The 25,692-nt window shown below is 55.1% G+C and carries 16 protein-coding genes and 1 tRNA gene; 4 read left to right on the top strand and 13 right to left on the bottom strand.

Annotated elements, in window-relative coordinates:
* Positions 1-71 precede the first annotated feature (71 nt).
* Positions 72-2,789: a hypothetical protein gene (locus V3C19_RS05045; protein WP_295931588.1), complete on the top strand. Its 2,718-nt coding sequence runs from the start codon at positions 72-74 to the stop codon at positions 2,787-2,789.
* Positions 2,790-3,030: 241 nt separating this feature from the next.
* Here the strand turns inward: V3C19_RS05045 and V3C19_RS05040 are convergent, their stop codons facing one another.
* The 9 genes from V3C19_RS05040 to V3C19_RS05000 all read right to left on the bottom strand — a co-directional run bounded on the left by V3C19_RS05040 (position 3,031) and on the right by V3C19_RS05000 (position 16,699).
* On the bottom strand, positions 3,031-6,723 hold the full coding sequence (locus V3C19_RS05040; protein ID WP_302387666.1) for a glycosyl hydrolase family 18 protein: 3,693 nt from the start codon (positions 6,721-6,723) through the stop codon (positions 3,031-3,033).
* Between the two features lie 135 nt (positions 6,724-6,858).
* Positions 6,859-7,542 (bottom strand): PEP-CTERM sorting domain-containing protein, encoded by a 684-nt coding sequence (locus V3C19_RS05035; protein ID WP_295874726.1) that lies wholly within the window; start codon positions 7,540-7,542, stop codon positions 6,859-6,861.
* A gap of 336 nt (positions 7,543-7,878) precedes the next feature.
* Positions 7,879-9,201 carry a Gfo/Idh/MocA family oxidoreductase gene (locus V3C19_RS05030; RefSeq protein WP_130082536.1) on the bottom strand — a complete coding sequence of 441 codons (1,323 nt, stop codon included), beginning with the start codon at positions 9,199-9,201 and terminating at the stop codon, positions 7,879-7,881.
* Positions 9,202-9,225: 24 nt separating this feature from the next.
* Positions 9,226-11,322, bottom strand: a complete 2,097-nt coding sequence (locus tag V3C19_RS05025; protein ID WP_295931593.1) for a M3 family metallopeptidase — start codon at positions 11,320-11,322, stop codon at positions 9,226-9,228.
* A gap of 28 nt (positions 11,323-11,350) precedes the next feature.
* Positions 11,351-12,955, bottom strand: a complete 1,605-nt coding sequence (locus V3C19_RS05020) for a hypothetical protein (RefSeq protein ID WP_295931595.1) — start codon at positions 12,953-12,955, stop codon at positions 11,351-11,353.
* Positions 12,956-12,973: 18 nt separating this feature from the next.
* Positions 12,974-14,731 (bottom strand): arginine--tRNA ligase, encoded by a 1,758-nt coding sequence (gene argS / locus V3C19_RS05015; RefSeq protein ID WP_295931598.1) that lies wholly within the window; start codon positions 14,729-14,731, stop codon positions 12,974-12,976.
* 159 nt (positions 14,732-14,890) lie between these two features.
* The gene (locus V3C19_RS05010; protein WP_295931602.1) at positions 14,891-15,037 is read right to left on the bottom strand and encodes a hypothetical protein; all 147 of its coding nucleotides are present in this window, start codon (positions 15,035-15,037) and stop codon (positions 14,891-14,893) included.
* Between the two features lie 169 nt (positions 15,038-15,206).
* On the bottom strand, positions 15,207-15,782 hold the full coding sequence (locus V3C19_RS05005; RefSeq protein WP_330937166.1) for a hypothetical protein: 576 nt from the start codon (positions 15,780-15,782) through the stop codon (positions 15,207-15,209).
* 62 nt (positions 15,783-15,844) lie between these two features.
* Complete coding sequence (locus V3C19_RS05000) at positions 15,845-16,699, bottom strand: hypothetical protein (protein WP_130082531.1); 855 nt, start codon at positions 16,697-16,699, stop codon at positions 15,845-15,847.
* A gap of 193 nt (positions 16,700-16,892) precedes the next feature.
* Between V3C19_RS05000 and V3C19_RS04995 the strand changes: the two genes are divergently transcribed.
* A complete protein-coding gene (locus V3C19_RS04995) occupies positions 16,893-17,393 on the top strand; it encodes a GNAT family N-acetyltransferase (protein ID WP_130082530.1) in 501 nt (166 codons plus the stop codon).
* Positions 17,394-17,480: 87 nt separating this feature from the next.
* The gene (locus tag V3C19_RS04990; RefSeq protein ID WP_161981248.1) at positions 17,481-18,491 is read left to right on the top strand and encodes a TlpA disulfide reductase family protein; all 1,011 of its coding nucleotides are present in this window, start codon (positions 17,481-17,483) and stop codon (positions 18,489-18,491) included.
* A 41-nt stretch (positions 18,492-18,532) separates the two neighbouring features.
* Here the strand turns inward: V3C19_RS04990 and V3C19_RS04985 are convergent, their stop codons facing one another.
* Positions 18,533-18,820, bottom strand: coding sequence for a TfoX/Sxy family protein (locus tag V3C19_RS04985; protein ID WP_238623742.1), 288 nt, complete (start codon positions 18,818-18,820; stop codon positions 18,533-18,535).
* Between the two features lie 376 nt (positions 18,821-19,196).
* Here V3C19_RS04985 and V3C19_RS04980 point away from each other — a divergent pair.
* A tRNA-Ser gene (locus V3C19_RS04980) sits at positions 19,197-19,284 on the top strand.
* 110 nt (positions 19,285-19,394) lie between these two features.
* On the opposite strand, the gene V3C19_RS04975 is transcribed toward V3C19_RS04980, so the two are convergent.
* The 3 genes from V3C19_RS04975 to V3C19_RS04965 are packed head-to-tail and all read right to left on the bottom strand — an operon-like array spanning position 19,395 to position 25,602.
* Positions 19,395-20,204 carry a hypothetical protein gene (locus V3C19_RS04975; protein ID WP_130084742.1) on the bottom strand — a complete coding sequence of 270 codons (810 nt, stop codon included), beginning with the start codon at positions 20,202-20,204 and terminating at the stop codon, positions 19,395-19,397.
* Positions 20,205-20,242: 38 nt separating this feature from the next.
* Complete coding sequence (locus V3C19_RS04970) at positions 20,243-23,473, bottom strand: glycosyltransferase family 10 (RefSeq protein WP_295877267.1); 3,231 nt, start codon at positions 23,471-23,473, stop codon at positions 20,243-20,245.
* On the bottom strand, positions 23,452-25,602 hold the full coding sequence (locus V3C19_RS04965; protein ID WP_161981246.1) for a hypothetical protein: 2,151 nt from the start codon (positions 25,600-25,602) through the stop codon (positions 23,452-23,454). The genes V3C19_RS04970 and V3C19_RS04965 overlap by 22 nt, the downstream gene beginning before the upstream one ends.
* Between the last annotated feature and the right edge of the window lie 90 nt (positions 25,603-25,692).

Here is a 25,692-nt window from a genome sequence, read left to right as displayed (position 1 = left end):
TATTTAAACATCAGGGCACGTGAAAAACGCTTGTAGGGCATAGGTTTTTCCTGTTAGAAAAGAACTAATCCATGCGTGCCCGTCTTTTGCTTATTCCTTTTATTTTTTCCGCCCTGGCCCACGCCCAGGACATTCCTGCGGCATTAACGGAGACGGCGTCCGGAAAACCCGGACAGGTTCAGCCACCGCATCTGGACCGACTGCCCATGGACGGAGGGTGGACTTACGGAGAACTTCTCGACAAGGCCCTGACGGGCGATTTCCGCGCCAATATGCTGGCAGGGGAGTACTGGATGGGGTTTTATTACCTGAACCGGGGCGACCTGCCTCTGGCCTGCCTGGAGCATATGCAGAGCTTTTTCCAGAAAGCGGCGGAGAAGTCCGGGCATCCGGCACCGCGGCTGATGATGACGGACCCCTACGGGATTTTCGGAATTTTCAAAACCGCCCCCATGCGGCCGGAGCACGCGGGATGGCTTGCCGACTGCCGCAAGCTGGCGGAACAGGGAGATATGGATGCCGTGACGGCCCTGTACACGGTTACGGATCTTCCCGCGGAAGATTTGAAGCGTTATCTGGCGCCGCTGGAAAAGAAGGCAGCCAAGGGGGACCAGGACGCCTTGGCCCAGCTTGCCTTCATCAAAACGGACTGGCTGAAGGAAGACCCGGCCGCCACTCTTGCTACCCTGCAGAAGCACGGCAGGAATGCCAAACCGGTCCTGCTGGCGCGCATGGGTCAGCTGGCCCTTTCCCTGGGCAATTCCGTTCCTCAAAACGATCCGCGCCGGAAGGAATGGCGGGATTTGGCTGTTCAAACACTTTCCCGGGCTGCGGAACAGGGCCATGCCACGGCCATGCGGACCCTCGCGGCCATGCCGGAAGGAACCGATGCGGAAAAAAACAGGGGATTTCTGAAAAGCCTGTGCGCCCGGGGAGACTTGGAATGCCTGCTGGCCGGACTTTCCGGCTACATGAAGGAAAAAACTGGTTCCGTGGACGGAAAGATGCTGCAGGACATGTTCGACAAAGCCCGGAAACTGGGCAGTAACAATGCCTGCGCGTGGTATTCCCAGCTTCTGTCCGAGGCCAAGCCTCCGCAGGAACAGGAAGTGCAGGAAGCGGCCCGGGCCCTGCTGGCGCTTCATGACGAACGGGCCATGCCCTTCCTGAAAGAACCGCTCGCGCTTCCGCAGAAAAAGCTCAACCATCTTCCCCCCTACGCCAAAACGCACAAGGAATTGGAACTGGCCTCCCAGATGGGGGACGTGGATTCCTGCGTCCAGCTCGGCGAGCTGTGGAAGGAGGAATTGGCCAATACGATGGATTCCGTGGGAAAAGCCCATGAAGCGCAGGAGAACATGCGCACATGGTACAAGATGGCGGCGGAGGAAGGCCACCCCCTTGCCAAATTGCGCCTGGCCCAGATGGAAGACCCCGACCTGCTGGAAAAACCGGCTTCGGAGCCGGGGGCAACTCTGCTGAACGACTGCCTGGCCAAAGCCGCCACCGGAGATTTCATCACGCTGAAAGGCATTGCGGAGTACGTCACGCCGGAACAGTGGGAAACACTGATAGAACCCCTCCGCAACAAGGCACGGGAAGGAGATTCCCTCAGCCAGGCCAATCTGGCCTACCTGATGCTGTTCAGCTACAGGAGCGAGGAGTCCGGCTATCCGGAAGCCCTTGCCTGGGCCCGTCTTTCCGCCGGACAGGGCGATCCCTGCGGCATGTACGTTCTGGGCCGCGCCCTGATTTATGAGTTCGGACTGGAAAAACGCATGGCAGAAGGAGATTCCTGGATGTTCCGAGCGGCCCTGAAAGGCCATGTGGACGCGGCGGACATATGGAGCTCCAACAACGAGAACCTTCAGCCCTACAGTGCCATGATGCATGGCCTTGCTTCCCGCGGGCACATCCCTTCCCTGCTTTTCCTGGCGAACCAGGCGGCCTATCCCCAGAATGCGACGGAACAGGCAGCCGGAGAGGAAAGGAAGGATGCCTCCCGCACGGACAAGACGGCCACGGGAGGGGATGAAACCGATCCCGGCGCCGTTCCCCCGTGGATGACCGAAAGCGGCAGGGAGCGCAGCGTTCCGGAACCCGCATCCGTCAATCCGGAAGCCGTGAAGTTCTGGGAACAGGCGGCGGAACTGGGAAGCCTGACCGCCCTGGACGAATTGGCCGCCTATTACGAAACCGTGGCCCGCAACGTGCAGGACCCGGCCGAACGCCAGCAGCTTCAGGCCTCCGCCATGACCGCTTCCACCGCACTGGTGAGGAAGAACGACGTGCGCGGATTCAAGCGCATGGCCCGTTATTACGAGCAAGGAATCGGCGTGCAGCCGAACAAGGAGCTGCACAGGGATTATGTGCTGAAAGCCGCGGAAACGAACGACCCGGAAGCCCTGGTGGAAAAGGCCAGGCTGCTGATCAAGGGAGAAGGAATGGAACCGGACCCGAAAGCCGCCCTGGAGATTCTGACCAGGCTGGAGCCGAACCAGGTCCGTCCCGTTCCCGGGCTGTACTTCCTGCTGGGCTACCTGCATGAAGAAGGACTGGGCACGCAGCGGGACACCGCCCTGGCGTACCAGTTTTACATGAAGGGTGCGGAACAGGAAGACGACAAGGCCATGAACAATCTCGGCTCCATGTATGAAGGAGGAAACGGAGTGGCTAAAAACCTGGACGAAGCCAAAAAATGGTACAAACAGGCGGCCGCCCTGGGCAATGAAGACGCCCGGGCCAATGTGGAACGGGTCAAGGAGAAGATGAAGAAGGCGGTTAAATAATCCCTGCCTGCGGGAATGCCCGCAGAGTGAAAAACGGGGTCTTTTCCATCCCCGTCCGTGGCCGGAAACGGAGAACTCCGCCTTTTATGCTGAAAGCCTGCTGGCGGCTCCTGTCCGGCAGTGCATGGCGCCGTCCCATTTTCCTTTCCGCGCAGGGTCCGTATCCCCTTGACGACAAAGACCAGGGACCTCCATTCCCCGGAAGGAGTTTGAAGGAATTTTGGTGAAACCCGGCAAGGGATCATTCCCTGGTCACTTTCAGGCGCAGAAAGCGGCGTTCCCTCCCTGTGCCGACCGCTTCCGGGTCCATAAACTCCGCCGAGGTCTTTCCCACCGTCTCCGCTTCACCCAGCAGGGTCCAGGTTTCCAGATCCGTGGATGCCTCCACCTCATGCTTCACGTCCGTTGCATCCGGATTGACGGGCCACGATAGGACCAGGTGCATTTTCCCATCCTCCCCTTCCTTTGCCGTCACGCTGGTGACGCTTCCGCAGGGCCGGAGAGGATCAAGCCCCGTAGCGTATTTCATCAGGTTGACGATGCTGTCGCCGGAGGGTGCGGCCTCCGGGGCCGTCTGGTCCCCCGCCGTTCCGGAGGGGAATTTGTCCTGTACCCATTTGTCATATCCTGCCGTTTCAGGTGCTTCCTGCGTGACGCTGACGGAGCATTCCTGCCCCTCGGACGCCCGGAACACAACCGTTCCGGAACGCGGCCTTCCGGATTTGTTTTCTCCGGCCGTCAGAACCACCGTCGTTCGGCCGATGCCGGAATCCGCGGAAACGGATAACCATTCCGGACGGACGGTCACTATCCATCCCAGATTTTCCTCTTCCATCTGCACTTCCACGTCCGCCGTGCCGCCTTCCGCCGGCAGGACGGCCCCCACGCGGGAGAGGGAGAAAGGAGAGGGCGTGTCGGGGAACGATGTGGAAGAGACATATCGATTGGCGGCGCGCAACAGGGAACGGCGGTCAAAATAGTTGTTCCGACCAGCGGAGTCCGCCAAGTCCAGACCCAGGTCCCAGTACATGAATCCGGCCAGTTTCTGGTCGCTGATGTATTTGGCCTTTTTCTTGATGGTCGTTACACCGTTGTAATGGAGTGTTCTGGTTCCGTCGGAGTAGGTATAAACCGCCGTGTCGTTGTCCGGATTGTCCGCTTCCGGGCAATTGGCGGCTATGTCCCTGTATCCCTTGATATAGGCGCCGGGACTGGAGCCTCCGGGCGTTCCCTGGAAGGGCGCGCTCAGAATGATCTTGTTGTCCGGGAAGCCCTGCTTCCGGAAATTGCCGCATGCCGTGACCATGCTGTTGTACGTGTTCACGTCAATGGACGGCCCGTAGTTCTGGAAAGTGAAATAGTCCACATACTGCATGTAGGCCGCTGGAAATTTGTAGGAAACCGTATGGAGGGAGATGGAGAAGAACATGTCCGGGCAGGCGGTGCGGATAGCCTGGGCCAGCATGCCGTACTGGTTCCACTGGGCAGTGTTCTCATACATCCATTCAAAGTCCAGGTCCACACCGTCCAGCGGGTATGTTTTGATCAATTCCGCTATGTTGTCCGCAAATCTTTGACGCGCGGCGGCATTGGAAATCATGGAAGACCACGCTCCACCGGCAATGCCGAGGCGGATGCGCATGCCGGAAACGCCCTCCGTCCATTTGCGCAGGCTGCGCAGGTGTTCCGCCCAGGAAGCGGTATCGCGCCCGAAGATATCGCTATTGCCCCAGCGGGCGACAATGAGGCGGTCATTCCAATTGGGCTGCACTTCCGTACCCAGACGATTCACCGGCCGGGCCAGATGCCACACGCGCATTTCATCAATCCTGCCTTGCAGATCCCGCCCCACTACGGCATTCGCCGTGCCGTTCATATTCCCCGGGGAAGCTTTTGCCGTAGCCACAGCGGAACCGTTCACGTAAAAAACGCCCGTTCCCTCCGCGGAATTCCGGATGAAGGACAGCCAGAAGTATTCATGGAGGGCGATGGCAGGCAAATCCGCCTCCCAGGCGGCGGAAGAGCCCACCTGCAAACGGGCCTTGTAATGGCCGTCCGCCCATGACAGCGTCATGGACACGCTGTCATTCTCAAACAGGGTGACGTTCTGTTCCCCGGCGGAAAGGGCCATGTTGATTTCAATGGTGAACGCATTGGCATTGTTTCCCGTTACCAGGCCGTTGCCTACGTACATGCAGGCCCCGTCCCCGGAGAATTCCAGAACGTTCGTCCGCGTGCCGTCGGAAGGAAGCAGCCGCACGCCCCTGCTTTCCGTCACATCATTGTCCGGGTAGGAGAAATTGATTTCTCCATTGGCGGCAGGAGAAGCGGAACCGATGTAAATCAGGTCCGAATTATTGATCATGTGGGACCTGTTCGGCCAGTTCCACATGATATGGCTTTCACGCACATACCCGGTTACCAGCATGTAGCGGAACACGGAATTGTTCGCCACGATGGAGAATTCCGCTCCGGCAGGCGCAACCGCCTGGTAGGAACGGGTCAGGGCACTCCCTGTTTTTTCCGCAAATTCCGTCCATTTGGCATCCCGGAAATCACCGTCCAGCCTCCAGAGTCCGACCAGCCGGTCATACCTGGGATGCGCCATGGGCAGAGGCCCCGTCAGAAAGAAATCGTCAATGTCATCCCCCAGTGAGGCATTCCAGAACCTCACTTCATCCCTGGCACCCCTGAATTCCGCATCCAGCACCACGCCGTTCCAGGCTTTTTCCGCGGCGGCGAGGAAAGGAGCGCCGGGAAGAGAACCCGCCGCAGCGCCGTCCACATACAGGCGGGCGTTTTCAGCATCCAGGGAAACGGCCACATGATGCCAGGACCCGGCGGCAAACACATCTCCGGAAGCTTCCAGAACCGTTTCCCCTTCCTGCCCCGGGAAGGATAATTGAAGTTTTCCGCGGTTCAGGGAAAGGGAAATGTTTCCCAGAGACAGAATCCTGCCGGAAGAAGAGTCTCCTTCCGGCTTGATCCAGAGTTCGCACGTCATTTCACGGGAAGAGGACCATGTGTCCGCCGGCACAGGCAGCGCGACCGCGGCAGGAAGGGAAGTCAGGGCCCTGTTATTCAGCACGCTGACGGGCCTCGGCTCCGGTGCGGGAGGAGCCGGAGAGCCATCCGTCATGACGGTAAGGGCATTCAGTTCCATCCTTCCAGAAGCGGAAGCATTCGCCTTCTTGGTTACGTCAAATTCCAGAACGCCGGAAGTGTCCGCACAGGCCTTCCACTCCACCGCCATGTAAATGTCTCCTTCCGCCGTGTTCACCGCTCCCGTCCAGGTTGCGCCATTCAAGGTTCCCGAAGAAGTCTGGAGGGCATTCACCTCCTTTAATTCCCCGGAAACCAGGGAAACGGACTGGTACTGGGGTTTATTGGACCCCATGAAGAAGGAAACCGTATATTCCTTCCCCGGGAGCAGTCCGGACAGGGATACGCGCGCCGTGGCCGTGGCTCCGGGCGTACCGTTGGCACTCAGTCGTCCGCTGGTGTTGAATGCCTCGCAATGATTGGGAAAATCAAATGCCGAAGGGGAATCCGGCGTGGCCGCTGCGTGAGTTCCACGGCTGGCCGAGTTTTCCTGCCATGTCCACAGTGTGTTGGAAGAAAGAAGATTATTAAAATTTCCAACACTGGCCTTGGCGGAAACGGACAGATATACGGCATTGCCGAACAAGCTACCCGCCATGATGGATGAGGAGGAAGCCGCTCCGTTCCTGCTCAGCGGGACATTCACGAAAGTATTGGCCGCTCCGGCCCTGGTTGCCGTAAAGGACGCATTGGTCCATCCCTCCTGAGTGGTGGAAGAGGCATTTCCGAAATCAACACCAAAGGATTCCCTGGCGGATTCCCCATGCACCAGAGCACCCAGCCCGCATGCAAACGCCGCAATCAGGCTAAGCAAGATGTTGTTCCTCAACATGATCATTGAGCATCCAACATGGGAATCACTTTACAAGCAAAAAGCTGCCGGAACACCGGACAGGAAAGATTCACTTCTCTCCCCTTGTTCCGGCATTCCATACAGCCCAGAAAACAGAAGCCATTCAAGCTCTACTCAACCTCTGCGGCGACGCATCAGCATGGCGGCCAAGCCTATCAATCCCAGAGACGCCGTAGCCGGTTCAGGAACCATTTCTCCGGAAATCTGAAGATTGGTGATCGACGCGGCCATACCCCCTGACTGGCTCCCCGATTTATAGGCGTTAAAAATAAGCCCGTAGGAATCATAGGAGGCATCACCCATATTCAGGTCGATGGAAACGTGGATGCCATCGGAAGACAGATTGTCAACCGCATCCGCCAGGGACCAGGTGCCGATAACCGTGGAAGAGCCGTCGGCTGCAAACCCGTAAATGTCGCACGTGTAGGTGCATTCAAACTGAGCGGAACCCCACGTACTGCTTTTGGCAATGTCAAAGGACAAGGCAGAAGGAGCAGCGGCAGGGGCCAGAGAAAATTTGAGCCCGGCAAAGTTGCCGCCAGTGTTCTGGGAAGCCGCGCCCCCAACCTGCAAACTGACAGCCCCGGCGCTGAATGCAACCTGGTTCGCCAAAGCCGACTTCTCCCAAACGCCATGCCAAGACATGAGATCATACCCCCATACATCCGCGGAAGTGATCCCGTTCGCGTTCAAACCTGTAGTTCCAGAATCCACCGGGGACAGGTCCATCAGCACGGTGGAAGCCTCCGCTGCGGGAAGCAATGCGAGGCAACCTATGAGATATAGAGTTTTCTTCATATGAGGCTATTAATATTTTATTGGTTATAGATACCGGATTTCTAATCCGTGATAAATCAACGCCGCAACGCAAGAATGCTTATGACAGGGAGCATAAGGATCATAGGAATGATAGAGGATTTTGCTACTCCCTGTTATTCCTATTATCCTTATATATTTATTATCCCTAATCAACTTTTCTCCAGATTTTTTCGTTGACTTCCGGATTAGAAATCCGCAGCAGATGTTTTCCATATTCCTACATTTTGCTTATTAACTATTTACTTTAATTCAAAATAGAAAAAAGGAGCAGGATTTCCTATCCTGCTCCCTTGAAAACAATGGCGGGTTAATGGTTTAATACGCCAATTCACCGTTCATGACGCGGCGTTCAAACTCGGCCACGTCCACCACCTTCCCGCTCAGGCGGGCGTGTTCCGTGGCAAAGGCCATTACGTGGGAATGGGCGGATTCCTCAATGGAGGTTGTCATGTCTGCCGGGGAGGATACCGTGAGTATGTCGTCATACAGCGCCTGCACCAGTCCCCAGTCGCCTCCGCCGTGCCCCTGGTAGCCGCCTTCCAGTTCTTCCAGTTCCACCACGCGGGGCCGGCCTCCGAAGTGGGGCGTCACGGTGATTTCCCCCGGGCCGTTTTCCTTGTAGAAGGCTCCGGCGCGGATCCTGCCTTTGGTGCCGTACACTTCAATGTGGCGCCCCTGTTCAAAGGCCGTCATGGTGAAGGTGCCGGTCAGGCCGCCTTCAAAGCGCATGATGGAGACCTGGTGGTCCGGCTGGTCGTTGTCGCACTGAAGGTAGTCCCTGCCCCACGGGGAGGTCTTGAGCCATTCATAGATTTCCTCCGCCGTGGCTTCCCGGGCGCGGTCGTACACCATGCCCAGCCAGCGCTTGCATTCGTCGTCCGTGGCGTATTTGCGCGCGTCCCAGGGATCTTCCCCCACCGGAGCGGTCCAGTCCGTGCAGCGTTCCGGACGCGGGGATGAGAGCGTCTTTCTCGTGAAGAAGGAGAGTTCCCCGAAGCTGGCGAGGGACAGGCATTTGCGCCGCCCCATGAGCCAGTAGAGGATGTCCATGTCATGGCAGCATTTGGCTACGATCATGGGCGTGGAGGTTTTGCTGTTTCCCCAGTGGCCGCGAACGAAGGAGTGGGCGAAGTGCCACGCCCCTACGCCTTCATTGGCGTTGAAGGTGACGATGTCTCCGATTTCCCCGCTGTCGATGATTTTTTTCAGCGTGCGGTAGAACTGGGTGTAGCGCAGGACGTGGCACACGGCCACGCGGCGGTCCAGGCGTTTCGCCAGGTCGCGCAGTTCCAGTGCTTCTTTCAGCGTTTTGGCGATGGGTTTTTCCAGCAGGACGTTGTAGCCCAGTTCCAAGGCCTTTTTACAAGGGACGTAATGGTAGTCATCCTGCGTGCCGATGATGGCGACGTCCGCCAGGCGCGGTTGCGCCAGCAGAGATTCCGCATCCGGAAACAGGCGGACGGAGGCGCGTTCCTCCTCCGGGGCAAAGTCCCGCACGGCTTCCGCACGTTCCTTCACGGGGTCCGCCGCCGCGGCGATGCGGTAACGGTCCTTCCGTTCCATGGCCAGCTCCATGTAGGTCCGGGTGCGGGAACCGCAGCCGATGCCGGCGAGGGAGAGTCTTTTTTGTTCAGGCATGAGTATGGCAGACAGGCGGACGGTTTAAAGAATGCCGGATTTGACAAGGAGGGCCTCCGCATCGGGATCACGCCCCATGAAGTCCCGGTAGAGTTCTGCAGCGGGCTTGCTGTTGCCCTTGCTCAGGATGCAGCGGCGGAAGTCGCGGCCGGTCTGCGGGTTCAGCACCCCTTCCTTCAGGAATCGGCTGAAGGCGTCCGCTTCCAGCACTTCCGCCCATTTGTAGGAGTAGTAACCCGCGGCATAGCCCGTGGGGTCCGCAAAGATGTGGGTGAGGCGGCGTGCAACGGACGGGCCACGGTGCGTCATCGGAACCCGGTAGTCCGCCAGAATGCGTTCATCCGTTTCCTCCAGGGCGCTGCCCTTGTATTCGGGCCAGCGGGCATGCAGTTCCAGGTCCAGCTTGCCGAAGCAGAGCTGGCGCATGAATGCCGTGCCGCTCATGTAGTTGCGCGCGGCGCGCATTTTGGCGAAGAGTTCTTCCGGAATTTTTTCACCGGTTTCATAATGGGCGGCAAAGAGGTCCACGGATTCCCGTTCCCAGCACCAGTTTTCATTGATCTGGGAGGGCAGTTCCACGAAGTCCCAGGCCACGCTCGTTCCCGCCAGGGATTTCACTTCCACATCGGAAAGGAGCTGGTGCAGCAGGTGGCCGAATTCGTGGAAGACGGTTTCCACTTCCATATGGGACAGCAGGGCCGGCCTGTCCCCTACGGGCTTGGTCATGTTCCCGACCATCAGGCCCAGGTGGGGCACCCGCGGGCTGCCGCCGCGTGGCGGTTCCCCGACGCTCAGGCAGTTCATCCAGGCTCCTCCGCGCTTGGAGTCGCGAGGATGCCAGTCGGCATAGAAGGACCCCATGTGTTCCCCCGTTTCCGAGTCGTGCAGGTCATAGAACAGCACATCCGGATGCCAGACTTCCACCGCGCCTTCCGGCATTTCTTCCCCGGGTTTGGCGACCGCCGTTTTTCTGGGCGTTACCGTGATTCCGTACAGTCCGGAGTAAATGGAGAACAGGCCGTCCATGACCTTCTGCACGGAGTAGTAGGGCCGCAGGTCTTCCTCGTCAAAGGCATACAGCTCCCGGCGGCGCTTTTCCGCCCAGTAGGAGGTTTCCCACGGGGAAAGCTTTTCCACGGGTTTTCCGGTTTTTTCCTCCTTGTATTGGCGCACGGCTTCCATATCCGCCAGGAAGGAGGGCTTCACTTTGTTGTGCAGGTCATTGATGAAGTCCAGGGCGTTCGCGCCGCTGGCCGCCATCCGGCGGGAGGTGGTGTAGTCCGCAAAGGTACCGAAGCCGAGCAGGCGGGCCTTCCGGTCGCGAAGGTCCAGGATTTCCGCGATAAGGGCTTCGTTGTCGTATTCCCCATCCCTGCCGATGGTGCAGGAGCCTTCCCATACCTTGCGGCGCAAGTCGTCGGAATCCGCAAATTGCAAAACCGGCTGGAGGGAGGTGAATTTCTGCGTGAAGCGCCATTCGGGGTTTTCTTCCGTACCGTGGCCGTTGGCCAGGGCGTCCAGTCGGGCGGCTTCCCGTGCGGATTCCGGCAGGCCGGCAAGCTCCGCCTCATCCGTCACTATCAGTTCCCACGCATTGGTGGAGTCCAGGACGTTTTCCGCAAATTTCTTGGTCTTGAGGGAGAGCTGCGCTTCTATTTCCGCATATTCCGGCTTCACTTCATCCGGCAGGTCCGCTCCGCTTTCGCGGAAGTCCGCCAGGGTTTCCTGGATGAAGCGCTGCTTCACGGGAGAGAGGTCTTTCACCCAGTCGCAGGCCGCGGCGGCCTTGAGCACCTTCCACAGCATGGGGTTGAGGGAAACGGAGGAGGAGAAGGCCACCACCTCCGGCAGCATTTCCCCGATGGCTTCGCGCTGGGAGGGTTCATCGTTCACGGAGTCCAGATGCATGATGCGGCCCCAGCCGCGGTTCAGGTCCTCGGAGGCTTTTTCCAGGGCGCCGAATGTGTTTTCATAAGTCAGGGAGTCCAGAGGCAGGTCGCAAATGGCCTGGATGTTCGTCTTGGCGCGGGAGATGGCTTCCGTAATGTCCGGCTTGATGGCTTCCGGCGTCAGCCGGGACCAGGAGATCAGGAAGGAGGGGTCCAGATAAGGATGGTTCATGTCGATTAATGGGTTTTATTGAAAAGGATTATTTGGCCGCGGCGCGGGCCTTTTTCATGGTTTCCAGCACTCCGGCGTGGTTGGGGAAGCGTTTCAGACCCTGCTCGCACATTTCCAGGCTTTCCTTGCTCTTGCCGGCTTTCAGGTAGGCGCGAGCCAGAATCCATTCCTCCGGATACGGCAGCACCGGGGGCAGGAGAAGGGAAGCGAAGCGCTGGTCCCGGATGGCGTTGGAAAGCCAGATGTTGGCGGATTCCGGAAACATCATGGCGCGGATTTCCATAGCGTACGCGTTGCCGAGCTGCAGGCAGCGGACCCAGTAGGAAAGGCTCATTTGCTGCCTGGCCGTTGCCGCGCCGTCCATCAGAAGACGGATGATGCCGGAGAGCTTGTCAAACCGGGCGGATACGGCGGACACCGCGCCCTGCTGTAAGGAGTATTTGGCCCCCATGTACTGCGTGAGCATGGCCATCATGCCGTTGCTCAGGTCCGGGAAGCCCTTGGGAAGGGGAGCCGGCGAGGCTTTGAGGACGTATTCCTGCCGTGGAAGGTCCGGATTGGCCAGCATGAGGCGCACGGGAAGGTTCCTGGCCTCCCATATTTGCAGGAGCGTTCCGGGGGCGAGGGGATATTCTTTGTCCAGAGGAACGGAGGCGACAGCGGAGGCTATCCTGTCCGCCTCCTTGTAACGGCCCGCGCAGAATTCGGAAACCGCGCGGTAAATGGCGGAACGGAAGTAGGCGTCATTGAGGGCGCGGGGTACTTTTTCAGATTTTTCCCAGTTTACGCACAGGTCCTCCGATTTTTTAAAGGCGGCCGAGGCGCCCCGGTAATCCCCCGTGCGGAACAGGAAATGGCCCAGCAGGTGATGGGCGGAAGAAGACTGCGGGTTGGCGGCCACGGCCCTGCGGGCGGTTTCCACCGTTTCCGGGGGGATGACGGGAGCCACTTCATCCAGCAGGGCGCGCATGAACAGGGCCGCCTGGGAGCCGGGACGCTTTTTCAGCACTTCATCCACGATGCGGACAGCTTCCTCCTGCCCTTCTCCGGGTTTGCCCCGGTCATCAAAGCCGTCCCGCAGGAGCATGGCGTAAAACAGGGGGGCGTAAGGGTCGCGCGGCCATGTTTCGTACAGGGTCTTCCACGCCTTGCGGGCTTCTTCCGGGCCATCCATGAGCAGCACGGCCAGGGCGTCCGCATAGGCCCGTTCATGTTCCGGGAAGGCGGGATGAAGCGCCAGCTCCTTCATGCTTTTCATGGATTCCACGCGTTCCTTCTGGAATTCCGGCCCTGCCGCCATGAGGCTCATGCATACGCCCCAATGCGCCATCAGGCAGTCGGGGTCCAGCTTCAGGGCGGCGGAAAATTTCCGGTACGCCTTCATGTCGCCGAAGATGAGCAGGTGCGTCATCCCCTCCAGCACCAGCGGCTGGGCCGCGGGGGAAGAGGTGCAGACGGCCATCATTTCCACACCGGGAGGCAGCGGCGGGGCCTGAGCCGGACGAACGGCAGCAGCCTCCTTCTTCCATGTATTCAGGACGGGACGGTCCAGCCAGGGAGCGGCATTTGCGGAAAGAACCGCACACAAGCCGCACGCGGCAGCCAGAAAAACACGGTTGAAGGGGAGCTGCATGGGATAAGGCGATGTTGGTTACATTCTGTCCGGCACGCGGATGCCAAGCAGCCCCAGCCCGTGCTCCAGCGTTCGGGCGGTCAGCTCGCACAGGGCCAACCGGGAATGGCGAACGGCGCCTTCCGATTTCAGGACCGGGCAAGCTTCATAGAAGGAATGGAAGGCGCGGGCCAGATCGAACAGGTAGGCGGCCAGGACGTTCGGACGGCAGTCGTCCAGCACCTGCGGAACGACTTCCCCATAACGGGCGAGAAGTCTTGCCAGGTGGATTTCCGCGTCCCGGGAGAGCTCCATGGGAGCGGTCCAGTCCAGCGGAGCGCCGTCCAGCTTCCTGAAAATGGAGCGGACGCGCACGTAGGAGTTCTGAAGGTAGGGGGCCGTGTCCCCCTGGAGGGCCAGCATTTTGTCCCAGTTGAATACGTAGTCCGTCATCCGGTTCTGGGAGAGTTCCGCAAATTTCACGGCACCGATGCCGACGATTTCCGAAACGCGCTTCTTTTCCTCTTCCGGCATGTCCGGGCTTTTTTCCTCCACCACGCGGGCGGCCCGTTCAATGGCTTCATCCAGCACGTCCTGAAGGGAAACGGTATCCCCAGACCGCGTCTTGAAGGGCTTGCGGTCGTCGCCGAGAATGGAGCCGAACGCAATGTGGCGGTAATCCCCGTCCATGCCGCGGCGGCGCTGGGCGGAGAAGATCTGGCGGAAATGAAGCGCCTGCGGAGCGCCTACCACGTACCAGATGGAGTCCGCGCCCCAGGTCCTGATCCGGTGGTCCAGCGTGGCCAGGTCCGTAGTGGCGTAAAGGAAACCGCCGTCCGCCTTCCGGATAATGCAGGGATTGGCGCGCCATTCGCCCTTTTCCTGAACCAGGAAGGGGTCTTCATTCGGCGGAACGGAGCCGTCGGAAAATACGCAGATGGCTCCGTCGCTTTCGCGGGCGAATCCGGCGGCGATCATGCCGTCCACCAGAGGGGCCAGCGCGTCGTTGTAAAAGCTTTCCCCCAGCCAGTAGTCAAAGTGGATGTCAAGCTGGTCGTAAATCCTGGAAAGGCCGGATTTGGATACTTCCACGCAGCGTTTCCAGATGGCGAGGTTTTCTTCGTCCCCGGCCTGGAGCTTCACCAGTTCCGCCTTGCAGGTGTCCAGCAGTTCCGGCTGTTCCTTGCACATCAGGTTCACGTCCTTGTACACGCGGAGCAGTTCGTCAATGGGGTTGGCAGCCAGGGCCTGTTCATCCAGAATGTTTTTCCAGCCCCACAGGATCATGCCGAACTGGGTTCCCCAGTCGCCGATGTGGTTGTCCGTAATGACCTTGTGGCCTACAAAGCGGGCTACGCGGGAGAGGGCGTCGCCGATGATGGTGGAACGGATGTGGCCCACGTGCATCGGCTTGGCGACGTTGGGCGCGGAAAAGTCGATCACGATCGTTTTGGGATTCTGCTCCTGCTCCACGCCCAGCCGTTCGTCCGCCAGCATGGCAAGCAGCCGCGAGGCGTAAAATTCCGGCTTGATGCGGAAATTGATGAAGCCCGGTCCGGCGATTTCCAGGGAGCAGACATCGTCCTCCCCCGCCTGGTCGACCACCTGCTGGGCGAGCGCGCGGGGATTCGTTCGGCACTGCTTGGCCAGAACCATGGCGGCGTTGCTCTGGTAGTCCCCGAAGCGCAAGTCCGCGGACGGGGCCACGGTGGCGCGAAAATCGGCGGGAAGGTCCGCCCCCAATACCGCCTTCAATGCGGCCGATAACTTTTCTTCAAGTATTCCGGGTATGGTCATGTCTGCTCAGATGAACGGACATTCCACCTCCATAGTCAAGGCGCAACTGTCATCAAGACATATCTTTTCCAGTAAAAACAACACGTTGCGGCACTCGCCCCCGCCATCCGGCCGATCCGGGCATGAAACGTCCAAACCAGCCTGTTTTCTCAGATCCTTTTAAAAGGACCTCATTCTGGAAGATTTCAGCCAGTCCTCCAGTTTTTTGGAGGCCTTCGCCTCCCTGTTCACGTTGCCTTCCGGCGCGTCCTTCGGCGAAAAGGCCCTTGCCAGAACCGATGCCAGTTTGTTTTTTACGTTCATCATGTTTTTCTATCAGGTTTGAACCCCTCGGAACAGGGACCGTTCAGTGAGGAACCGCACCGTTCCCGCGGGGAATGGCGCCTACTTACTGTACAAGATACATTTACAGCAATAGAAAAAATTCCTTCTTTTGTCATACTTATGACGATAAGCAGGAGAAGAATAACAACCGCTAATCAAGAGATGATTCCAGCAGACGGCTTTCCCTGGCGATCTCCTTGCTGAACGGCTTGCCTATCTTTTTCATTTCCGCTTCCACCCTCCGGTGTGACGAATTGTCCTCCATCATGTCGTCCACGGAACGCTTCAGGGAAGCCAGGTTGGACGTGTAAAGCTTCCGGCGGTCCGCCGTACGGGACTGGAGAACGCCCTTCCGGTCAAAGAGGACCAGAACGGTATAAACGTCTCCATTTTTGCCTCCGGCGATCAGCCCCACGCCAAACAGGGGGATATTGCCCACCAGATTGTTTTTCGCCTTCCGGTAGCGGTACGTCCACAACACTCCCTTTTCCATCTCCAGCACGTCGGAAGGCTGCCCCAGTGCCTCGTAAACGTCGGCCTTGGCGGCCCTGCCCGGCTTCAGTCCTTCATAGCTTGAAGCGGAAGCCACCGCCTTGTTCCCGTAAGTCACGGAACAGGCCGCCAGCACTAGGCCGGCGGCGGCCACGCATGGAAGAACCGCGTAAAGATTTCTCATGACGGCAACGGTACGCCGTCCCGCCGCCAAGTCAATCACCCGCGCAGCCATTCACAACAACATCTCCCCGGACAGCGGAAAGGCAGGAAATGCCGAGCCGCTGCCGGGACGGTCTAATTTTCCCCGAATTCGTACTTTTCCGTCTTCCAGAGGAACATCCTGCGGTACACATGGTATTCCGTCAGGCAAAGAATCGGCATCCCGATGATGCCGATGAAAGGCAGCAGCCGGAACAGGTGGCGGCACAGAAAGAGGAATACCATCAGGAAGCTTTCCCGGAATACGGTCATGTACAGGGAATAGGGGTCAATGAGCGTCCGCTTGTACAGGGATGAGGCCAGGAGAGGCCCCAGAATGGGGATGATCCCCAGAAACACCACGGCCCCGAAGGTCCACCAGGTACGCCGGGAAATGTAGGTGTCATAAATGTCCACGGACCGTTCCCCCTGGAGCACGGCCTTCCCGCACGCCGGGCATTTCTGCAACAGGGTGGGTTCCTTCAGCGGCTCCCCGCAGTAAAAGCACCTGCGGAAGCTACGCAGGGCTTCTTCATGCCTGATTCTTCCGGATTCCGGCACCACTTTCCGGAGACGGGAATACCCGAGCCAGTTCAGGGCGCGGGGAAAGGGATTCGGCGCTCCGCATTTGGGACAGTGGAGGCCGCAGGGATACATCACGGTACCGCATTCCGGACACACGATGCGGTGCCTGTATTCCCTTCTCTTGCAGAAATGGAACATGGCCCACATGCCCGCGCCGCCCAGAATGGCCAGGAGAATCACCACCCCGGGATACAGGAGGGAATACGCCACCAGGTACTCCGACCAGGAATGGTCCGAATGATGCACGAGGGATTCCGGCCGTATGGGATTCTGCTCCACGTCGGGAAGCTGGCTCACATATCTTTCCCCCATGTCCCTCAGCGGCCCCGCGGGCAGCCATTGTTGTATGGGATAGGGTTCTCTCATGATCGGATGTGCATACGGTGCTCACATTACAGACAGGATTCCCCCACGGTTTCCGTCAAAAAAGCCTGCGTCATTCATCGTAAGGCCACGGTCCGGAAACATGGAGAAAAAAGTCAGCCATTGCCGGAAAATTCCGGCGGCGGACGGAAGCCGCACTTTTCATGAAAAGCCTTTCCATGTAACATCCGCAGCCATGCCGACACTCCGCCAAGCCACGAAAGACGACATCATGCTCATCCACGAACTGGCACAGCAGGCTTTTCCCGCCACTTACCGGGACCTCCTTTCCCGGGACCAGATGGAATTCATGATGGACTGGATGTATTCCCCCGCCAACCTGCTCAAGCAGATGGAGGAAGGGCACGTGTACTTCATCGCCATTCATGAAGGGGAACACTGCGGTTACCTTTCCGTTCAGCCGGAGGGACCGGGCGTCTTCCATCTGCAGAAGATTTACGTGCTGCCCGGCTTCCAGGGAAAGCACATCGGCAGCTATCTGTTCCGCCAGGCAGTCAGCTACATCAGGAGCATCCATCCCGCGCCCTGCCAGATGCGCCTGAACGTCAACAGATACAACACCAGAGCCGTCGAATTTTACAACCGTATGGGAATGAAGGAAGTGGAGCGCGGAGACTTCCACATCGGCCACGGCTATTACATGACGGACTACATCATGGGCCTGGACATTGCCTGAGCACTCCGGCACAGGAAACCCGCACTTCTGGACGGATGCATGTTCCCTGCTTGACTCTCAATGGAAAATGTTCCATCATTCTTTCATATGAGAACCCTGACCACTCTTTTTCTTGCCGGAACCCTGGCCGCCGTTACGGCGCCAGCATACATCCATGCGGCGGAAACCGGCAAGGGGGTCAAAGTCACTTACCCTGCCTTTGACGACAGCAAGTACATCCACGGCCCGAAAATCACAGCTTCCAGCCTGAAAGGGAAAGTCGTCTTTTTTGAATACTGGGGCATCAACTGCCCGCCATGCATCGCCAGCATGCCGCACCTTCAGGAACTCCAGGATAAATACCAGTCCAAGGGGTTCACCGTCGTTGGAAGCCACAGGCAGGGACTTTCCCCCAGGGTGAAGCAGTTTCTGGAAGAAAAGAATATTTCCTTCCCCGTTTACCAGGGACTGGACATCCCGGCAGCCTCATGTCCGGGCGGACTGCCCCACGCCGTTCTGATCGGGGCCAATGGAAAAGTCGTTGCCAAGGGATACCCGCCCGAACTTTACGACCTGGTTAAAAAGGAAGTGCTCAAGGCGGAGCGCGGTCTTCCCATTCTGGAAGACGTGGAGCTGAACAAGTACAAATCACTGGCAAAAACGGTCGTCTCCAACGGCAACAACATCGAATCCAAAATCACTCCCCTCCGAAAAAAGACGGACGACGAGGAAGCACAGGCCGTGTGCGCCGCCTTTGACGACTGGCTGGGGGATGCCAAGGACATGGTGCAGGCCCAAATCAGCACCAACCCTCTGGAAGCGGTCTCTGCCATCACGCGCCTGAAAACCGCCGTGCCATCCGTCAAGGAATTCGATGAAGCCCTGGCAACGCTGAAAGCCAACAAGGATCTGCCCAAGCTGGCGGATATCAATAAAAAGATCTCTGCCTTGGAGCAGCGCAAGGCCAAAGGGCGCAAAATAGCGGAAGCGGACCTTAAATCCCTGACGCAGGCCGTGGACAAATTCACGGAGTCCGACAACGAAGCCACGCAGACCGTGGCATCCAGCCTGAAAAAATCTCTTTCAGCTCTGGCTACTCCCACCTCTGACGAGAAATAACTCTTCCGCCGGACAGTCCGATTTCCAATACAAACAGGCGTTCACGAACGCCTGTTTCTTTTTGATCCGAAAGTTTTATTCTTCTTACCGCCGGATAAAACGTCGGGAGCCGAAAGAACCGAACAAGTTTTCCGGACAAAAGAGGAAAGCGCCTGGTCATCGTCCAGTTCCATCATCAGGAAATGTGGTTTGGCTCCAGGATAGGGACTGCCCTGCTCTTGTTCCGGAAGCATCTCCAGCCCCGGAACCGTCACCTTTACAAACAACTGGTTGTCGCATACCAGACCGAAATATTTCCGGTCACAGTACAGACCGTATTCTCCAAACATTTTTTTGAAGGAAATCTCCCCTGCATGCCGGAGCTGGAAACAAACATACTCTACAAAATCCGGAGACGAGGCCATGCCTTATATTCCCATATACACGGCCTTCCCTGCAAGCTGTAAACGAACATCTTTTGTCTCCATGATGCCTTTTATGGAATCCGTTCCGCCATCACTCGTTTTCAATCCTGTCGCGATTCGGGAACCTTTCGCGGAAAAACCGTCCCTGCCTCCTTCCCCTCAAACCGCTGCAAATCCGTTCTTATCCCGTTCACGGGTGCTGGGGCACCTCTTTCCCTGCCGCTTTGAACTCATGTGGAACATAAAACAGGCTTTACAGCAAAAAATTTTCAAGATATTTTACGCCCACGCTTTTTTGCATGGAGAGATGGCAGAGCGGTTTAATGCAGCGGTCTTGAAAACCGCCGTGGGGAAACCCACCGTGGGTTCGAATCCCACTCTCTCCGCCAGTTTGTTTTCCCATGTAAAGAGATAGGGTATCCCTGGGTATAGGACAACGCCTCCCCCGGAAGCCTGTTCCGGAGAAATGCATTCCGACACCCAATTTTGCGTTATGGACTTAATTCAGGGACAGATCCACATACGAACTGTTTGCCTTCTGAAGCAACGGAAGGATATGAGTCCGGAAACGATTCACCAAATCAGGATTTTGAGAAAGAGGTGTGATTTCATTTTCCTGAAAGTCCCGGATAACGTTTCCGTATCTGGCTTTTCTCATGAAGTGCATCCAGCAGGTATTAGAATAGGGTCTTATCCAGGGGTGACGGGTTATATCCACTTCATAAGGCGCGGCAATTCCATAACGGGGCAAATTGTTCATGCCACAAATAAATGAATCTCCTCCTCCATTTCCCGGTCGCGGCCCATAAATCATTAACCTTTTCTGGAAAACCAAAGTATTATGCCCCCGGATAGAAACACAATCATCCGGTTTGCCTATCATTTGGTATGCAGCTTCCAATTCCTGTGTAAAATAAATTTGATCAGCATCAACTTTGCCGACACAGAATGATTTCCCCGCATAGAGATTACCAATGAAATCCATTCCGAAATTCAAGTAGGTGTCAATTCTGTTTTCTTTGGGAAGAGCCCTTAAATCATCAACTGAATGAGGAGGAACCACATGATGCGGATAATGAAGAAAACTCAGGCGACACTCATATTTATCTTCAATATACTGTTTCCATTCTTCCATGAGCTCAATAGTGCGGTCCTCCGTATCCGACCAAAGAATAACGACATGATCCAGAACGGGAGCTACGCTTAAAAGACAGGGAATAACAGTATTTTCTTCATTAAGAATACGGAGAAAGCCTACCCGTTCCAAATATCCTTTCGAGGAACCCGTTTCTTGTACGCCAGATTGCATTTTAACTTCAATAGTTTTTAAACATTAATGATATTATCTCAGGCAGATATGCTCATTACAGATTTATTTGAATTTTCTCCGCATTCACTTTGTATCATTTTCTGAAACATTTCCTTCATCCATGATTGGATCAATTCCGGTTTTTGTTTTACCAATTGTGTGATTTTTCCATGAACGTGGGCAATTTCCTCATTACTTTCAGCCTGATGAACATATGTTTTTGTCAGATAAGGCTCCAATCTTTTTGTGGCGTCTGCATCACAGAACCAATGTGGATTTGAACTATAAAAGCCAAATAGGTGAAGACCGGAGGATGTTTCCTGCCGCAGTATCGCCAGGGGGTCTCCATAATGTTGAAAAAGAGATGAAAACGTTTTTTTCTCCCTTATTTGTGCATGCGCCGGAGAAATATACTTTCCCTGATGCATAGGTGATTTGCCACTGAAATCGAGCGGCCACGGACACCCCCAAACGCCCATGTGGAGATGAGGAAAATCTTTTTTCAACCGGACCGCCAAAATCAGCGCTACGAGAGCATCCTTGCAGATACCTGTCAGAAGAATAGATTTAAGGGAGGGCATCTTTCTTATTTCACGTTCTATATCAAGGCACATGCGGTCCAGCAGAAGAAGCCCTTCCCATTGATGATACTTCATGCAAATAAAGGGATGCCGAAAGTTCAGCCATACGGAATTAGTGCCGTCACAGGGATTGATGAGCAATTCATCCGCGTACTTGTTCACTTCATTGATGGAAGAAGTACAATGATAACTGAGATACTGGTAGTTGCCCTCTTCCATTTCATAAAATTCCTCCCTTCCCCAGTTGTCCCATTGAAGAACAAGCTTCTCTTCATCATGCTGTAGAATGACTGCAGCATCATTGCGGTGGAGCCTGCGTCCCCGTTTTCCCTCTATATGGAATTGGTCCGTCCACTGGGGATGCCTGATGACGATGTCCTCTGCAGGTTCCTCTTTCATTGAGGGGGACTCTGAAGAAGCAGAACCTGGCAATAGAGGGGAGGAATAATAAAACTCCCCGGCCTCGTCCTCCAGAATGGGAATTATCCTTCCATGATCGATGAGGGACTGAATATAGGCATTTTCCACAGATGCATGATGCTTGGGACTCCCGGAAGCCCTCAAATTCATATCCGTATCTCCCAAATAATAGAGTTGGGCATCCGGAAATAGATAATCCGCCAGGCAAAGAGCTTTGCTCAATGTTGTAAAGTTGGGCGTACTCCGATGAACTGCTCCCGGCATGAATTTCCAGTTTTTCAGTCCTTCCCGGCAGGCAAATTCATTGGAGCACCCCAATTCTTCATTATTGAAATAGATTTCCGGGATTTCAGGAAGCATATCCATATGCCTTTCCGCAGGAGAAAAAGCCAGATACCCATAAAAGCATGAAATCAAAAGGATATCCGTTCTCGTTCCCGCCAAACCGGAATTCAGGTTATCCATTTTATTAACCCTCATGATTTTATCACAGGAATCAACAAACGCTGAATAATTGCGTTTCAAGTTCCGTTTATTAGAGACGATGCATATTCGTTTCTCACGTCCTTCAGAAGCCAGCAAACCCTGATATTCTTCATTTCCGCTCAATCTTGCCAACAGCTTCCATTCCTCTTCCGTATCAATTTGCAAACAACACGGAAAATCGTTTAAATACGGGCGCGAATCATTATCAAAGAGAGTTCCGGATTCCTGAAAATGCTTTTGTGTGATAGCATTAATATTGCCATCAAAGAAATAGAAAAATTTCCTGGCATCCTGTTCGCGATGAGCCACGTGGAATTGTCCATCCAGATGGCCGATCATTTTAATTCTATGGGCCGTATAGGCTGAGTGAATTTCTCCTTTTTCCATGTCTTCCGCCATCTGGCGCAGAAGCCCGGCCCTGCGAAAAGGAGAAGTCGGCTGAAGAATGGCAAACATTTTGCAAGAGATCCCGGACAGAACCTGATGAATGCAATTTTCCATTCTCTTATCATTCACCTTTTCCCGGACATAACGGATACCTTCCCGGCGGCAGTATTCCATAATTTCTTCACTATCAGTACTGACAATCGGCATGAATCCTTCCTGAAGGGCATATGAAACGGAATACTGGAACAAGGGACGCCCTGCAAATAATCGGCAGTTTTTGCCGGGGCAGCGTTCCGAGTCTTTCTTGGCCGGAATAACGGCCAGTTTAGGAATCAAATGCGAGGCTGCGTCTTCTTTAGCTGGCTTAAAGATAGAAGAAACGGATTTTTTCAGTAACCGGGGCAGCCTGAGTTCCATTTTTCCCGACCATTGCTTGCCGTCGTCATACCGGGGCATGATGGGATGGCCGTGATGCAAGCATGTCACCTTGAGGCGCGGCCTGCATTCACGCAGTATGTTCCCATTGGAAGCCACCATGGAAAAAAAATTCTCCAGACGGCGCATGTATTCCTTAATATCCGGCCTGCCGGGAGCAAAGACGGGGCCATCCATGTAACTGAGATAAAGTTCCTCATCCTGGTCAAGCCGGATAATGTATTCAGCCAGGGCTTCCGGGGATGAAAAATCCCCGGCATTGACAAAACGGGAAGGGTTGACTTCTTTTTCGGCGTCCGGTGCCCCCCAATAAATGGGAAGGGAAAGGGCGGCCAGGGAATCAATCAGTTTTTCAGTCGTGTAGCCGGCAGCGGGATAGTTTTCAAAGGCAATCGTGAATTTATAGGATGAACAGAAGGCAATCTTATCCCGAACACGTTCTCCCATGTTGTTCAGAACCGTACCCCCGCAATCTACGGTTTTGTATTGGGAAAGAAGGCGCATAAAATAAATTCTTTCCGGAGAGTTGCCATTGGAATATACGAAGTTGCAAAAACGGGTATGCCTGGACAAAAGGGATCTTTTATCCTTGGGATACTGTTCCACAACCCCTGTCTGCTTTATATAATTCCTTTCCATCCAGTTGGGAAGACGCAAATGGCATTCGGGATAGGGGACATCCTCCCTCATGAATGAAATGGCATAATCGCATTCATCCCACAACGGCTTTACGGATTCGGCCGTATAGAAAACCCGGACGCCTTTAAAATAGTGGTGCGCATTTCCAAAAACGGAGTAAATCAGCAAATCTGCTTCATCCTGATTATCCACAATAACCATATTCAGCCGTTCCTTTAAAACTGCTGATAAAATAAAATCATGCGGATTAAATCCCTGCCAAAAGTCGGCAAAGGCCACGCGAGTTAATTTTTTATTATTCATACCAGCTTCCTCAACCATGCATGCCCCCCATATTTGGAAAGCGATTTATCCTTCACCAGAATTTTAACCCTATGTTTAAGCCCCATAAGATAATAACGGTTAAATACCAAAGTCTCAGGGAACAAATATTCCGGTCCTAGAACAAGGGGATGCCTGCCAACCACATATTTGTTGAGGTGGCTTTCATCATGCCAGACAGCTATAATTCCATTGTCAAGATCCCGTTTAACAGCCCCGGCCAGTTCCCGGCACATGGAAAGAAAGTCCTTAGTCCTTCCTCCATTAAATCCTCCAGCGACATAGTATTCCCCCTGTTCGGGAAGAATCCGCGCTTCGGACATTCCGTTCTTTTCATAGGGATAACAGGAACGGGTGTTTCCGTAATATCCCGGATGAAGAGTTACTGCAATCCCCTGCCGGTCATTCGGAAATATTTCTTCTCCAATGGGGGAAACCGGCAATAACGTACCATTCATAAAGTAAATGTAGTCATATTCCTGCAATTCTTTCTGAACACTTAAGAAAGTTTCAAAACGCCTTAAGGTTTCCATCGGCCAGGGATAGAACGGCTTGATGACAAGCGTTACGTCATCAGGAGTTTTAACTTCATTATGATCCGTGAACAAAAAATAGCGGACGTCATGGCCTGGAAGGAAATATTGTTTGGCGGCTGCATAAAAATCTTTCCAAAACGCCATATAGCGTCCCGTGGCGATATATAATACGGCCACTTTCTTTCTCTGTGAGGAAGGAGAATTCTGTTGTTCCCCGTTTCCTGAAAGGAAAAACGAACCATCATCCCTCCTTCTGAATGTCTCCGTTCCCCATTGGTCCCACTTAAGAGTCACTTCTTCATCGGTCAAGGAAAGAACGTCAGCCCAGTCATTCCTTTGAAAACGGCATGCCCTGCCGCCAAAAATACGTACGATGTCGTACCATTGGGGATGACCGATTTCCATGAAGGATTCGGCATTGAACCGGCTGTGAGAGATCTGCCAGTTTCTTCCCCGGAAGTCCCCCGGCACCAGTCCCCCCCGCATCACGGAAGCATTGTTGGTCTGAATAACCAGGTGCATTGGAAGAGACATCTCCTGCACGTAACGGATACGGTTGCAGCTTCCGGTGTCAATCATGAGCTTGTGCATGAGATTGTCTTCCGTAAACCCGTATCCGGAATGTCCCAGCCTGGGAGAAATCTCGGAGATCCTTCCGGGATCCTGTTCACAGGTGATTAATTTTTCAAGGACATCCCTGCTGAATACCATGGTGGGTCCAAAACAGCTGAAAAAGCCATTCCCGCAAAGTGGATAACCCCCACGGGCGTTCAGATATTGGCCGAAGCCGCAGTAATAACTGCTGAATTCCCGTGGAAGATGTTGATGGAAGTCATTGATGGATTTAAAATAGTCTCTTCCGTACAAGTCATCGTCGTCAATTTTGGCAAAAAGGTCGTAGTCGGAAATATCCAGATCCCGTATTGCATCCAAAAAGTTGGAAAGCTGGTTTTTATTCGGGAACAGTCTCATTGTCAGGCGTCCTTCCTGGATGAAATGTTCAAAAAGAGGAAGAACAGTCTTTCGGTATGTAGCTTCCGGTATGCCTTTAACAGCGGCAAAAACATGGAAATTCTCATAGCTTTGATCCATCATGCACCAGATTTGCCTCTGTAAGTCCGTTAAGCGCCTGTAGGAAGAAAGACAGGCCGCAATACGGCAGGCCGGTCTTTTTTTTGTCCGTTCATGCTGGTAGAATAAATTGTGACGGGCAACCCGGATATGAAGCTCCCCGTTGCTGTTGGCCGCCTCCAAGGCAATATCCGTTGGCAGCCGATAATCGGCAAAAACCTGAATGACTTTTTCCCGTTTGCAAGAGGGGATTACCATGGCATGCGTTCCCCATACATAGGGAGTATTGAAGTCGGTCTTTCCCGTTTTGAAATCTTCAAACAAAAGTTCATCAGACTCAAATGGATTTCCCTGAGGCGACCAGACGGCATGGTGAAAAAGCCTGAAAATATCCGTTTCCGGGTGTTCCTTCATCTCTTTCCTCAAAGCCGCCTCCAAACGTGATGAAGCTACCATGGGAACGGCATCGCTTTCTCCGAAGATGATCAAATCATTTCCGGCATATCTCCTGTCTTCCAGCATCCGTATGAAGGATGCTCTCAGGGAACGCACATGGGAGCGTTCCGCGGAACAAGGATCCCGTCCGATAAATGCGGCGCTTTCCTTCTCCCG

Origin of the sequence: Akkermansia sp. AE01SA01, from assembly GCF_036417395.1 — a bacterium.
Classification (GTDB): domain Bacteria; phylum Verrucomicrobiota; class Verrucomicrobiia; order Verrucomicrobiales; family Akkermansiaceae; genus Akkermansia.
Note: the sequence above shows the minus strand (reverse complement) of the source record. Positions and strands in the feature narration are given on the sequence as shown.

What these genes read in the sequence shown, in the direction of transcription:
- V3C19_RS05020 (WP_295931595.1), bottom strand. Translation starts at nt 12,955, where the DNA reads ATGCAGCTCCCCTTCAACCGTGTTTTTCTGGCTGCCGCGTGCGGCTTG.
- V3C19_RS04995 (WP_130082530.1), top strand. Translation starts at nt 16,893, where the DNA reads ATGCCGACACTCCGCCAAGCCACGAAAGACGACATCATGCTCATCCAC.
- V3C19_RS05045 (WP_295931588.1), top strand. Translation starts at nt 72, where the DNA reads ATGCGTGCCCGTCTTTTGCTTATTCCTTTTATTTTTTCCGCCCTGGCC.
- V3C19_RS04975 (WP_130084742.1), bottom strand. Translation starts at nt 20,204, where the DNA reads ATGCAATCTGGCGTACAAGAAACGGGTTCCTCGAAAGGATATTTGGAA.
- V3C19_RS04985 (WP_238623742.1), bottom strand. Translation starts at nt 18,820, where the DNA reads ATGTTTGGAGAATACGGTCTGTACTGTGACCGGAAATATTTCGGTCTG.
- V3C19_RS05025 (WP_295931593.1), bottom strand. Translation starts at nt 11,322, where the DNA reads ATGAACCATCCTTATCTGGACCCCTCCTTCCTGATCTCCTGGTCCCGG.
- V3C19_RS05000 (WP_130082531.1), bottom strand. Translation starts at nt 16,699, where the DNA reads ATGAGAGAACCCTATCCCATACAACAATGGCTGCCCGCGGGGCCGCTG.
- V3C19_RS04990 (WP_161981248.1), top strand. Translation starts at nt 17,481, where the DNA reads ATGAGAACCCTGACCACTCTTTTTCTTGCCGGAACCCTGGCCGCCGTT.
- V3C19_RS05040 (WP_302387666.1), bottom strand. Translation starts at nt 6,723, where the DNA reads ATGTTGAGGAACAACATCTTGCTTAGCCTGATTGCGGCGTTTGCATGC.
- V3C19_RS05010 (WP_295931602.1), bottom strand. Translation starts at nt 15,037, where the DNA reads ATGATGAACGTAAAAAACAAACTGGCATCGGTTCTGGCAAGGGCCTTT.
- V3C19_RS04965 (WP_161981246.1), bottom strand. Translation starts at nt 25,602, where the DNA reads ATGCTGGAAGACAGGAGATATGCCGGAAATGATTTGATCATCTTCGGA.
- V3C19_RS05030 (WP_130082536.1), bottom strand. Translation starts at nt 9,201, where the DNA reads ATGCCTGAACAAAAAAGACTCTCCCTCGCCGGCATCGGCTGCGGTTCC.
- V3C19_RS05035 (WP_295874726.1), bottom strand. Translation starts at nt 7,542, where the DNA reads ATGAAGAAAACTCTATATCTCATAGGTTGCCTCGCATTGCTTCCCGCA.
- V3C19_RS05005 (WP_330937166.1), bottom strand. Translation starts at nt 15,782, where the DNA reads ATGGCTGCGCGGGTGATTGACTTGGCGGCGGGACGGCGTACCGTTGCC.
- V3C19_RS04970 (WP_295877267.1), bottom strand. Translation starts at nt 23,473, where the DNA reads ATGGTTGAGGAAGCTGGTATGAATAATAAAAAATTAACTCGCGTGGCC.
- argS (WP_295931598.1), bottom strand. Translation starts at nt 14,731, where the DNA reads ATGACCATACCCGGAATACTTGAAGAAAAGTTATCGGCCGCATTGAAG.